This window comes from Vibrio sp. 10N.222.49.A3, from assembly GCF_041475145.1.
Classification (GTDB): domain Bacteria; phylum Pseudomonadota; class Gammaproteobacteria; order Enterobacterales; family Vibrionaceae; genus Vibrio; species Vibrio tasmaniensis_A.
Genome location: NZ_JBFRVM010000142.1, coordinates 2,984 through 15,780 on the forward strand (window position 1 = coordinate 2,984; position 12,797 = coordinate 15,780).

At 40.8% G+C, this 12,797-nt stretch carries 9 protein-coding genes and 3 pseudogenes; 4 read left to right on the forward strand and 8 right to left on the reverse strand.

Features of this window, described 5'->3' with window-relative positions; all coding sequences use genetic code 11:
- Nucleotides 1-261: 261 nt before the first annotated feature.
- The gene (locus AB4589_RS20330) at nucleotides 262-897 is read right to left on the reverse strand and encodes a recombinase family protein (protein WP_017103703.1); all 636 of its coding nucleotides are present in this window, start codon (nucleotides 895-897) and stop codon (nucleotides 262-264) included.
- 175 nt (nucleotides 898-1,072) lie between these two features.
- Between AB4589_RS20330 and AB4589_RS20335 the strand changes: the two genes are divergently transcribed.
- Nucleotides 1,073-1,330 (forward strand): hypothetical protein, encoded by a 258-nt coding sequence (locus AB4589_RS20335; protein ID WP_016800084.1) that lies wholly within the window; start codon nucleotides 1,073-1,075, stop codon nucleotides 1,328-1,330.
- Between the two features lie 285 nt (nucleotides 1,331-1,615).
- Here AB4589_RS20335 and AB4589_RS20340 read toward each other — a convergent pair whose 3' ends face one another.
- The 3 genes and pseudogenes from AB4589_RS20340 to AB4589_RS20350 form a co-directional block, all read right to left on the reverse strand.
- Nucleotides 1,616-1,825, reverse strand: coding sequence for a hypothetical protein (locus AB4589_RS20340; protein ID WP_016800083.1), 210 nt, complete (start codon nucleotides 1,823-1,825; stop codon nucleotides 1,616-1,618).
- A 313-nt stretch (nucleotides 1,826-2,138) separates the two neighbouring features.
- Complete coding sequence (locus AB4589_RS20345) at nucleotides 2,139-2,351, reverse strand: cold-shock protein (protein ID WP_102258025.1); 213 nt, start codon at nucleotides 2,349-2,351, stop codon at nucleotides 2,139-2,141.
- A gap of 287 nt (nucleotides 2,352-2,638) precedes the next feature.
- Nucleotides 2,639-3,085 (reverse strand): annotated as a pseudogene (locus AB4589_RS20350) (recombinase family protein).
- Between the two features lie 210 nt (nucleotides 3,086-3,295).
- Here AB4589_RS20350 and AB4589_RS20355 point away from each other — a divergent pair.
- Both AB4589_RS20355 and AB4589_RS20360 read left to right on the forward strand, forming a co-directional pair.
- Nucleotides 3,296-3,556, forward strand: a complete 261-nt coding sequence (locus tag AB4589_RS20355) for a type II toxin-antitoxin system Phd/YefM family antitoxin (RefSeq protein ID WP_017101801.1) — start codon at nucleotides 3,296-3,298, stop codon at nucleotides 3,554-3,556.
- Nucleotides 3,556-3,849 (forward strand): annotated as a pseudogene (locus AB4589_RS20360) (type II toxin-antitoxin system RelE/ParE family toxin). Before AB4589_RS20355 ends, AB4589_RS20360 begins: the two are co-directional and overlap by 1 nt.
- 45 nt (nucleotides 3,850-3,894) lie before the next feature.
- Here the strand turns inward: AB4589_RS20360 and AB4589_RS20365 are convergent.
- The 4 genes and pseudogenes from AB4589_RS20365 to AB4589_RS20380 all read right to left on the reverse strand — a co-directional run.
- Nucleotides 3,895-4,236: pseudogene (locus AB4589_RS20365) on the reverse strand (recombinase family protein); the annotation flags it as partial.
- 568 nt (nucleotides 4,237-4,804) lie between these two features.
- Entirely contained in the window at nucleotides 4,805-6,073 is a 1,269-nt protein-coding gene (locus AB4589_RS20370) for an RHS repeat-associated core domain-containing protein (RefSeq protein ID WP_016800081.1), read from the reverse strand.
- 34 nt (nucleotides 6,074-6,107) lie between these two features.
- Nucleotides 6,108-9,950, reverse strand: a complete 3,843-nt coding sequence (locus AB4589_RS20375) for an RHS repeat protein (RefSeq protein WP_017101797.1) — start codon at nucleotides 9,948-9,950, stop codon at nucleotides 6,108-6,110.
- A 15-nt stretch (nucleotides 9,951-9,965) separates the two neighbouring features.
- Nucleotides 9,966-11,027 carry a hypothetical protein gene (locus AB4589_RS20380; protein WP_229648408.1) on the reverse strand — a complete coding sequence of 354 codons (1,062 nt, stop codon included), beginning with the start codon at nucleotides 11,025-11,027 and terminating at the stop codon, nucleotides 9,966-9,968.
- Between the two features lie 1,488 nt (nucleotides 11,028-12,515).
- Here AB4589_RS20380 and AB4589_RS20385 point away from each other — a divergent pair.
- Nucleotides 12,516-12,797 (forward strand): transposase (locus AB4589_RS20385; RefSeq protein WP_198594426.1); only part of this gene is annotated, 282 nt, incomplete at its 3' end.

The following is a 12,797-nucleotide window of genomic DNA, read 5'->3' on the forward strand; positions in this document are numbered from 1 at the left end:
CAAGAAGGACGCCAAGAAGCCCTCAAGGAGATGGCGCGCAAGATGATGCTTAATGGTCTAGATCAGGAAGCCATTATGGATGTCACAGGATTGAATAAAGACGAACTAGCACAACTTTCTCATTAGCCGAGAAAGTATAAAGCCTTGCTAGTTTAAGGGCGAGGCTCCTGCTTTACGAAGACAACCCTCACGAATAGCGCTATCACTTCGCTTTCTGCTATAAAATTGCTCGATTCCGGCCCAACTTGATGTGAGACATGCCTAGCTCTCGTTACGCTCAACTCTCATTCTTTTGACGACACGAACGACCGTTCGTGGTGACACTCCCACAAACTTAGCTGTTTCATTGATGCTCATCTCCTTAAGAACTCGAAGTTTGTAGATTTGTTCGTGCAACTCTAAATCGGGCCTTCTTCCTCGATACTTGCCCATTGTCTTAGCTTTATCTATGCCTTCCTTTTGGCGTCGACGTCGATCTTCGTAATCTTTACGAGAAATCGCCGCGAGCATATCCATCATCATGTTATTGATCGCTTTAATCATCGAATTCGTGAACTCATCGGATATTTCAGGAGCCATGGCGATGTGACTAGTTGGTAAATCCAAGCTAATGACTTTCAATTCCTTCTCGTACAGCATTTCTTTCAATTTAGACCAACTAGATTCATTTAGACGAGAGAGTCGATCAATCTGCTCAATCATGATCAAATCCCCTTTTTTAGCATCACTTAATAATTGCAGTAATTTAGGTCTTTGCAACGAAGCGCCAGATTCTTGCTCAACATACCAAGCAGCAATACGAAGTCCTTTTTGTTCAACAAATTCTGATAAGGTCTTTTTTGCTCTTTCTGCATCTTGTTCGATAGTTGATGCTCTTAAGTATCCAAATATGTACATAATTTTGATTAAGTGACTTTTAGGTTATGATCTAAATAGGTATGTCATTTATATTATGACATTTAATGGTTAGGTGCAATTTTCAACTAGTGACAATAAGGTATACCCAAACAACATACCCTCCTTCTCAAATTTAAAGTTTAATCATTGCTACAAGGAATAATAAAAATATGAAATGAGAAATCAAAGACTCAGCCAAATCCAAAAAGAGATATTAAGTTGTTTGGCAAAGGGATTCGTGAAGGGAGTCAAAGAAGGTAAGTCTACGGTGGTCAACCATGCTATTAACCAACTTCTTAGGAGAGAGGTCCCTCCAAACAACTTCCGCGTATCTTGTGAAATTATTGAGGAGCGAGGGCTAATCAGGCGCAAGAAAGTAAATTTAGATTGGTATATTAACATTACGCCCGAAGTATTTGATAAAGCACTTTAAGGGCTAGGGTTTATAAATAGAGGTGCATATAGAGTCATTTACACCACAATTTCCGCCTCCGCTGAAATATGAAGAAGCGCATCTTGCTGTATTACAATGAAATCAGGGGGCGATTACGAGCCGAGGAATGCATGTCGACCGATTTCCTAACAAGCCGCTTTACCAAAGTAGTCAATAGCCTACGGAGCAAGATATCAAGCACACAATCAACAAAGAGTTAGGGTTCAGTCGGACAACTGTGTAATCAATTATTAGTAAGCTTAATTACAAGCCTGTGCTTTAGATTTAAGCCAAAATACTAAAATCACCAAGTACACAATCATGTTGATCAGTAATGCTGCCTGTTAAAGTCGTTTCGCAGTATGAAAATTTAATATTCATATCATCCACGTTTCCGCTCACTAACACGTGGCGCCTTAAAACATCACCATTAAGTTGGTGAATAATCCCACCCCAAGAGAGGTTGTCTTTAAATAAATTAAATGTGATCTTCATACTATTCCTATTTATTATTTATCGTTTTTTTCTTTTGTTGTTGAAACCAAAAAAGTTTACGGCCTGTTGTTCGAGACATGGTTGATCCTTATTTATTTTCGTTAGATATAACGAAGCTAGCAGTCTTTTAGAGATACTACTATTGATATATATTAATAATTTTATTTATAAAAACGAAGTAAATAAGAAACGTAACGACAAATACAAAAAGTATTGGGAGAATATTGGATATTTTCGTGGGGAGTTATAAATAAGTACTCTAAGATGGGGGAAGTGACGCAAGCGGTATCTCCGCTCGCGCCTACTTAAAATCTTATGCAGCTACAACGTTTGCAGCTTGAAGACCTTTTTGGCCTTGCTCTACTTCGAAAGACACTTGTTGGCCTTCTTTAAGAGTCTTGAAACCTTCAGATGCGATAGCACGGAAGTGAACGAATACGTCAGCACCGCCGTTGTCTTGAGTTAGAAAACCAAAACCTTTCTCTTCGTTAAACCATTTTACTACGCCATTTGTTTTGTTAGACATATTGTGTCCCTTATATAAGATAAAAATTAATCGCAAAATGCGATGCGCTGAGAGCTGGAATTATTTAATGTATCTATGAAGCTAAGGGAAACACTGAGGAAAACAACAATAACGAGGAATTCTGAGGGTTTTACTTTTACAACTTGATGTTTCATTTAATAACTCTGAACAACAGAGCGATAACATTATTATCCATTATCTCGTTTTTGTAAAGGTTTAATTTGAAGTTAACATATATCTTCCTGCTGCCCTGCAAAATACGATTTTTTACAAATTCACCTACACTTTTATCCCGAGACCTTATAAACAGTCGTCCGACTACACCCTAACTCTTTACTGAGCGCAGTTTATTCATGCCTTGGTTTGCAATCTCTTGAATGAGTTGGTGAGCGTCTTAGAGGTGCCTCCCTTCTGAGCGCGCGCTCTGCCCACATCACTGTTAATATCCAAATCGCCCAAGTAATGAAAGACCAAACCGGCTTTCTTTCTCGCTAGCTGCTCAGCAATTTGCAAAGCATCAATGGTATTACGATCAAAATACGGTCGACTTTAGTAACGTGAATAACATCCCCTTCCCTCGCAAAGTCCAGCAACAGGTTAAGCAGTTCTCTCTCTGGGGATTCCCCCCCTCGCTTGCTCTTGGTGAATTTTTCATAACCTATAGCTTTAACCTGTTCAAGTTGAACGTCGAGCGTTTGGTCTTGAATACTGACACGGACATAGCCAATTTTCATGAAATGAACCCTAAAGTGAACATTAAGATAGTTTTAATTAAGTGTACATATACATTTAAAAGACTAACTGGACAGTTCTGAGAGGGGTAACAAGTCGTATCCACTAAATTACACCTTTATGGACACGCCATTGGATTAACCGTATAACTAAAATCATACAAATCAGTTAAAGCGTTAGATTCGTTTATAATGAACGAAAAGGAGAATATTATGCAATCACTTACTGCTAATACAGCTAAAACTAAATTTGGCGATTTACTAATGAAGGCTCAACGTGAACCCGTACAAATCAATAAGAACGGTTCACCGGTTGCGGTGATGATGTCTTGTGAAGAATATGAGCAACTTGAAGCCCTGAAATTGATGGTGGTGAAATCGCGCTTCGAACAAGCAGAGGCCGATTTTCTATCAGATAACCTAGTCGACGGTGACGATTTCATGAATGCACTTGACCAAGGTAAATTTGATTAATGACGCAATATAAGCTTTCTTATGCAGCGCAGTCTGATCTCATTGATATTCGTCGCTATACATTAGAGCGATGGGGGCAAACACAATGGACCACTTACTTTTCAGAACTAAAGTAATCAATGGAATTACTGGCTAGCAATAAGTTGATCGGCATAGAAGTTTCAGAGTTGGGCCAAGACTACTTCCGCTTTCCTTCGAAGCACCATGTGATTTACTACATTCGAAAACAAGAGCTCCTCATTATTGCAGCCGTTTTTGGTAAGCACATGTCTCCCGCCAAACACTTTTCATAACTCTCTTAACCCTTAGCTTCATATAGTCACGCAGCGTACTCGGCGCTTCACCCTCTCGGCTTGGCCCTTCAGTCTTCCGAGAATCATTCCGTTTTTCTTTCTGGCGGCGAGCGCTTCCTTCGTTCTCAGCGAGATCAACTCACGCTCGATTTCTGCCGCAATTCCTAGCACCTTAGCGGTGATATGAGATTGCCTCGAGCCATATAACTGTAAGTTTTCCTTTGCAATATAGACATTAATTTTCTTTTTCATGCACACTTCGAGTACCTCTAGTACTTGTAACGTTGAACGTGCAATTCGACTGACTTCAGCAAACACAATGCAATCTCCGCTCGTCATCCCCTCTACTAACACACCTAACTTAAGTGGTCGCCATTTTATCTTGCCTATCAAGCCAAAGTGGGCAGCCAAGCACACCGATTTTAAGCATCATCCCCAACGACTCGCCCCTCGAGTTAGAGTTACTCCTACCAGCCCGTTCTGCTGGTTTTGTTCAACAAGGTGATACCGAGCCTAGGTTGCTCATTGCGAATGCGACAGCGATCGGGTTGCAACCTTCAATGTTAAAAGTGTCATATGCCAGTGAGATAAGCACTTCTAATACTAATGAAGGCCCAGACAAGAAGAGTGTTACATTATCGCTTGAGCGTGAATTCCCCCTCGATGATAAAGAACCAATAACCGGACGCTCTCACTCGCTGCTGCTTCAAGCTCAGTTGCAATGCCGGCATCCACCTGTAGTAATCCGCTACAATAATGAAATAAACAACCAAACTGGGAGAATATTATGTTTCCATTTGAACTAAAAGTTAGCCATAGGACGGGACTCGGCAAAAGGCCAGACAGAAGTTTTTTACTTTTACCCAAATTTGGCAACAACCCCTATCCCCACCAACTTACCTCTAGATTTTTTGTAAAAAAGCACATTAGTTAAAAATTACTGTCATTCTAACTATCATAACCAAGACGGATTCCTACCATAAATGACGAGTTTATTCAGGTTACCAGCCGCGGTATTGAAGCTATTGGTCACCCTGGCTAATGCAGGGGCTTGAGGTCTGAACACTCTCCCTGAAGTTGCGGGTAGGTTGCGGACGTAGTTACCTGGCCAAGCAACCACTCTAGTATTTAGATGATTGGCTAAAGCCTGCCCTTGAGAAAACATGCTTCCTCCGGTCGCCCCGAAACAGGTTTGCAAATTAAACCTCTGAACGCTTCGCGCGCCCTCTGGTAGATACTCCGCAAGCCGTCCAGCTGTTTTAAAACCATCTGGCGTCATGGTTAACCCAATCCCCCCATGGCTGTAGACATAATCGTCGGCGCTCCTGTAGATAGCTGCTGTTCTTTGATAACCTGGTGAGCGCTGCCTTGTTATGGTCGTGAGATCTTCAAGAGGGGACCAATGTCTTAACTCAACCATCTCCATCGCTTGGCGTCGTGTAGCCATCAATGCTCTTCTGCTACGAGCCACCCCGATCCCTCTTCCTGCCCCAAACGTTACAAGGCCTATTACCGCCCCAATTCCCGCATTTAAAGCGGCATCTTTGGCACTTGAGCCAGTCGCCAATTCAAGACCAAAGCTAACTGCACTTGACACAGAAGCATCAGCAATCGCGAGGCCCACTTGTACACTGGTTTTTGCTCCCGTTGCTGCCGCGCCAAATCCTCCTGAGATAAAGCCAAGTGCGGCCCCAATCCCAACTTGTTCCCATTCAAAATGCGTATCCGTCACTATCGCACGAATTCCTTCTGCAGTTGCGGAGATGCCCGCCCCTAGAATTGCCCCTACAATCGCCCCTATAATTAAACTGGATATCGCAAACTTTCCGCTGGGATCACGCAAATTCACAGGATCGCCAAAACAATAGCTATAGGAGTTACTCCCTCCCTCTCCAAAAGGACTCAACACATCTGCAGAATGGAAGCGAGTCAAACCTGAACTATAAATCCGAAAACCATTGCCTAAATGATATAGCCCTGAACCAATGTCGCTAATCTCACGTTCGCCATTAAAACCTAACCGACTCTGAGAAAATTTAACAGGCACAATTAACCCTGAAGATTCAAATTTTGATTTAAAGGCTTCGCCAGCTAAGAGAAATCTTGGAGTAAAGTAAATAAACGGGGATAAAGCAGCCAATGAGGTGGAATACTTGATAAAAGTTCTTTTTGATAGATCTATATATCTTTGATTAACACCGGATGAACCATAATTCTTATTCATGATAAACATTTCCTCTATAAATCACGCCTTCACCTCAACCTTGTCCATAGGGGGTGTACATTTTGTATTCTGTCGAAATAGTATCATCGCCATGGTGTGAGGTTAGAGTAGCGATAGCACTATGTTGGGCGTTTCCTAGTAAGTATTGATGTTCAGCAAGATGCACCGAGGTATCATAATTTGAAGGGCTGATATTAAACTTGAGGTACGAAGAAATAGTACGGTCCGTCCATAAACCACCCACGTTATGGTAACAAGTGTGCCATCCATCGTATAATTCGTTGACTATCTGGTCACCTTGATAATAAAGCTCCATCTTGGGTTCGTCTTGCCCAATTTGCGCCACTACACGCCCTTGAGCGTCGTATTCGAATTGATAAGACTTGTTGTTAATAGGCAGAGAAGTTGAATTCAATTGACCAAGAGCGTCATAATGATAAAGCGCCCCCCGCTCATCTTTAGTTATGTTTCCTGATGTGTCATAAGTTAAGTTAGCCGATTCAGAGTAGCTAATGTGGGTATTAGAGATTGACGTAAGACGCACCACGTCATCAGTATCATAAGTATATGTACAAATATTGTCGGTACCGTCTGAAAAAAACGTGATAAGTTTGGTTATATTGCCGTACAAGTCATAACTATATTGCTGTCGAATGATTTTGTTGCCAAATGTATCTTTGGGGTGTTCAAAGCCATCACACTGATAATCAACTAGTCGATGGAAATCATCGTATGACATTTTTTCAACCGTTGTTTTGTTGTCTCTTTCGAGTGTCTTTAGGCTGATTTGAAGTTCATCGTTATAAACTTGTTGCAAAGAAAACTGTAATTGAGAGTTTAGATGAACACTTCTTTTCGTTTCTAGTCCGACATCGTTTAATTCTAGTTTAATTTGAAGGTGATCATTTCCCCTATAAGTATCACATCCGACCAAGCGACTATAGTGATCATAATTTAAAGTGCTGAATGTATGGACACTCTCATTATTCGAATCTTGCTTAATATATTCGATATAAAACATTCTTCCGTAGCGGTCATAGCTGTATCTAACGACGTTACCAAAATAATCGTGCTTAAAATCCAGCCTGCCTGAAAGGTGATATTGTTCAAAGCTAAAAAGTCTAACAGACGTATTGGGGAAAAACGCCATCTCCTCTCTCGTCATCCCATCTTTAAAGTACACATAAGCACTGATGAGATTTTTATTCTCTGCACGTACTAGATGACCAGATTTTGCGTCGTAGTGATAGGTGACATTCAACGCTTCGTTGCCTGAAACATTATAGGCCGTGGCTTTCTTCAAATACTTATTGTACGTTATCTCGAGTTCATTACCATCCGCCATAACAACCCTCGTGGGAATTGGAGAAGCCCCGCTAAAAGACTGTTTTTCAGTTCCAGAACTCGACACTTCAGATACCATGCGAGATAGCCCGTCATACACCCTAATCCCAATGGTTTTATTATTAACACTGGTTTCAACAGGCAAAAGATCATGGCTGTAACGGACGTATTTTTTTGATATTTCAAGCGTTTCACCATCGTAGATTTGACGTGTTGAAACAACTCGGTCTGCGGTATCATAGGTGTATTCAACAGTATGACTTTTCTGGTCTGTGCTCGACACCAAGTTGCCTAAGGCATCATAAGTATTCTGGAAAAACGCTAACCGTTTCCCATGACTGTTGAGCAGCTCCTTTGTTAATAAGTTACCCATTAAATCAAAAGAACGAATTTCTGAAAGCAAACCTTGTATCGAATAGTTTATAGTCATCTTGACGGGGTTTTGCTTGATGACTTCTATCCTTCCCTCTGGGTGGGTGATTTTACTAAGGTTGCCTCTGGCATCGTATTCGTAGTTAGTTACCATTGAAGAACTGGTCGAAAAGTTATCAAATTCTTGCTGCTCAATCAATTGACCCAGGCTGTTATAGCTGAGTTCACTCAACACGATGAGTTGACCATTAAGATCACTTCGTTTTGTCTTAATGACCTTGCCTGCATTGTTGTAGTCTTCGACGCTTTGGATACCGGTAGGCTCTATGCTCTTCAATTGATTGAGCCCATCACCAACACGATAGACATACTTCACTACCGCTTCATAATCCGTCCCTTCCGCCTTTATCTCTCGAGTCCGCCTACCAAGAAGATCGTATCGACAACTTGAGATAACTCCTTCACTATCGACCCACTGAACGGCTTCACCACTCTTTAAATCATGCTTGACTTGGGTGGTAACGACTAAATTATCATGTGTTGTTAGTGCGCTTGTAATTTCAACATCTTGGTCGGTATAACGGTACGACAAGTCCTTTCGTGAAACAAAATCATTGATAAAAGTAGAGGTTTTTTGTAATTGACCATGAGTAAGCTCTTCAACATTGTTAAAGTAAACATAATCTACACGACTCAGAGAGCTCTCTTCATGTTTAAGGACGACAAAGTTGCCTCCTCCGATGCGGGGTAAGGATTGGTAGGTGAAGACACTTTTCCTCTCTTGTTCATGACTAGTAATAGAGGAAGCTGGCTGGAAAGTTTCTTCCTGCAGGAAGGCAACAAACCCATTAGGCTCTGGAGGGCATGCTTGACCCTCTCCTGAAGAGGTGTAATAGACTCGCTTCGTTTGATCACCATTTATCTCTCGAATTAAGGTTTGATTCCCATAATCATCGTACTGATACTTATGGACAAACGTTCTAGAATCAGAATCTTCATAGTGAGTTTCATGTTTTTCCTTCAGAAATGAGTAATTGGCTGGTTGATGCTCAATACTGGTATTTATCTCCGCGTAATAAACGTACTCTTCTTTTCTGTAAAGAACCTCATTGTGGCGATATTCTATAGATTTTTGTAAATGATATTTATTATAAGACCGTGTTATGGATTGCGTGCTATTTATTTTCTCGACACTACTATACTCATAGTCACTCCTAGATTTGAATAGAGTATCTTCTCCATTGACGAACGCGGCTTCACTAGCAAAACCGAGATAGTTTTTATCTGAATAAGTATAGTTTGTTACTCGGTCAGGTTGATTATTCCCAGCGACAAATCGATGCATAGTCACATAAGGGACTTTACTGACCGGCCCACCGCTCGGAAAGCTGTGCCCTTCATTTTGGTAAGTGAGGATTTCTTTCAGGCCACTGGGATGAGAAAAGACTGTCAGGAGATCATAGTTAATATTACTCAGGTATTCGTACTCAAAAGTGATATTCGACTCGTCATCAGGTAAATGAAGCGTTGTTAATCTTTTATAAATACCATTGCTTTCTTTATCAACAACCAGTGTTTGATAGGTTTCTCCACCTACAACCTGTGTGACCGTTGTTTTTAAGTCTTCAGACCAATAATCTATCCGTAATTCTCTTCCTGAGCCATCCGTTATTTTCCACAATTTGCTAGTTTGGTCACTCTCTCTATAGTGGAATGTTGTTTCCAAGCCTTGGATGGAGGTGATCTTTTTCAAGGCTCCCGTTTCATAGTCTATCGATTCTACAATCCCACTTTTATAGATAACATTAATTTCATTATTACTGAGAGAATAGAGTAACTTAATATCTTTAATTTTTCTGTATGGGAGTTTATATTCATTAGTCTGATGATTATAAATCGCTTTATAATTTTGTCCTGAGCTCAGGTAAATAATACTATCTTCTTTTTCAAAACGACTGAAAGAAAGAAGCCAGCCTCTCCCAAACCCTTCATCTCGAACACTTTCGGCACGATAGTTTAATACCAAGGAAATGGGAGAACCTACGGTTTTATGTGATAGAAAATCAGCGAGCCTTATTGAACATATATAAGCCCCAGTCCTAGGATCGACACCTGAATTATTAATAATTGAGAAGTTATGTGCATTCGATAAAAAAGACATTTTATTAATCACCTATTAATTATGTTCACTATGTATTCTTCTTAAATAGTACCCTTCCTCGAAATAATCATTGTAGCTAGTTCTTGAAAAACTAAAGTATCCTCTATTGCCAAATTTATCTTCGAAATACACTATTTTTCCATCAGGACTAATACTTTGGTTCCAGTCATAGGGAGGAAATGCTTTAGAGATGTTAGCAGAGTTGCTGCTGTAAATACCGCGCCCAAATGAGCTGACGAATATAATGGCCTCATCTGTATTGAGATCGCCATAGACAACCCGGTCTTTCCAGCCAGTGTCATAGGTAGTTGAAAATGGTATGTTGATATGGCCAGCATCTGTATCATATATCCAGTATAAGGCGGAAGAGGACTGGCTGTTGCTATAAGTCCCCAGCAACCTATGGTGGTCATTATTAAATCTCAGCCCCCCTTCTTGCCAAACTTTCTGGAGCGTAAAATTGTTAGGCTTATACTTATTGAGATGAAGAATGGCCCCATCACTCCATCCGCTATTGCTTGTTTCGTAGGTAAAATCTGAACTGGTAAAGGTTCTTGGGGTCAACAATTCGACGATGGCAGAAGATTTGTTTGTGGTTCCATTACAAGTATTTTGGGTAAGAGATTCACCAGTGATATTATTGGTGGCCGTCGCTTGGACACACAGATGATAAACATCTGCACGGTTACCTGAAACAAACTTAGAAACACTCCTATAGCCTTCTCTTCGTCTGTTTCGGTTACTTCCATCCTCAAGCCTGATATCTAATACATACCCGCTGTGAGAATCTGAGACGGAGAGCGAGTCAATCGTTTCCGCCGTATAGAGTTTTTTGAGACTTGCATTGTCAAACGTGTAATTAGATTTCAACTGATAATAAATTTCAATTTCGGCCTGCATTCTATTATTGGCGTATATTTTAGAATTTGGCGATAAATTCACATAGGTGCCTTCAAGATAAAGCCTCGAAAAAGGTTCCTCTCTAGGTCCAGTGGAAGAGCAAAAAGCGCTATTAATATTAAATAAAAAAGCGAGTAAACATAGTTTTTTAAATGAATTTGTTTTTAGAAATTTCATATATTATATCCCATATTTTATCACAATGATAAAATATATATTTAATCTTTATTTTTATAATAATTAATTTATAATTTATAATGAAAAATTTAGAAAAGCGCAGTAATAATGTATATACAGAAGAGATTTTTAACGAATCCCGCCCTCTGGCCAACTTTGAGTTCAAATGGCAAAACTTCGCCCTAACCTCCTTCTTTGGTGTGTTCGCTGGTATGCCTCTACGACTTTGAGCTCTGCCAATCTAAGTTATACGTTGGCCGAACACGGCATCCTTGTTAATCGTTCTACGATTTACAGCTGATTGGGGTATTGAACACATTTCCCCGAAAAATTCATCCTCCATCTAATTAGTAGACGATTTGGGAATCTTGCATGCCAATAGCGGAACTGGTTACATCTCAACAGAAAAATGTCCTCAGCAGTACTCATGTTCTTTAGGTTTTAAGCTCGTTACTTGATGGATTAGAGGTTGATATCGAAAGGGAAGTCCCACAAGATCCGTTGAGAGCAGTGTTTTATTTTCTCATTATTTGCTCCCGGCCAGCTTCCATGACAGTAACCATCAACGATCTCATATGTCGTTTTTTTCTTTTTCCTATTTTGCTCAGAACCCCAGCAGAACACATCACTTGATTTGGCATTCACACATGCTCAGATTGTTACGGTGTTCACCTTAACTTCGCCGATCCCGCCTAGAACCTCTCCCTTTAACGCCCTCCTTAATTCGTGAAAGGGCGACCTTAGCCTACGTCAGACGTGATAAACTTTATAGCTCTTAGTCTTCTACAACGGCAAAAGGCAAATAATACGCTCCTTTTTGCATAACTTTTCGGCATAATTAAACCTAATTCTAGGTCGGAAAACCCCAAGCGGGCTAATTGAACTGGCCCCAAGTTTAGAGAAAGCTTTACCTGCCCTGATTCGAAAAGAAGAAATCTGAGGGTTGGGTGGTAACACTCACTCAATTACGACTTATGTCTTCCTCTGGCATAGAACTAGCAGATTCTCCCACTAAGTATTAGGCGAGTCCCTCTGCCGTGTATTGGACTCGCCCCGAAGGAGCCTCTGTCGCGTTTCAACTTCGGATTAAAGAAGTTATTAAAGCCTTGGTGAAGATTAAGCACAGATTGCTGGAAGACGATTGAATCATATTACTTCAACCATTGGTATTTACGCGATTTCTTGGCAACTGCAAGTAGTGGCTTGATGTCCTTTTTAGGATTCAGCGTGACACCATGCTTGCGGTGCATATGAGACTTTAAATGTAGAGCTTTGTTATACGCTTTATAGCTATAACAGTTTCAACCGACTCAAATCTGTGCGTGCCAGCTGTAACGAAAAACTCTCTGGCTATATCTATTATTCTCGTGGCTTCCTCGCCATTCAAAAGCCTGCAGGCTATGCCGATAGGCTTTGTTGCGTAATTCAATAGAACTAAATCAAGAACCTACGATCTGATCAGCTACCTCCACTCTCACTCGTAGCTCTATGCCTAAACCTCGTTACAAAACAACCAACTGGCAGCAATACAACCAATCACTCATTAACCGTGGCTCTCTGACCTTTTGGATTGATGAAGAGGCGATTAGCGGGTGGGAGCAAAGCAAACAGAATAAGCGCGGTAGGCCACGTCGATTCAGTGATTTAGCTATCACGACAGTACTCATGGTGAAACGCGTGTTTTCTATGCCACTGAGAGCGTTACAAGGATTTATCAACTCGATATTTAGACTGGCCCATGTTCCATTAAACTGTCCGCATTACACCTGC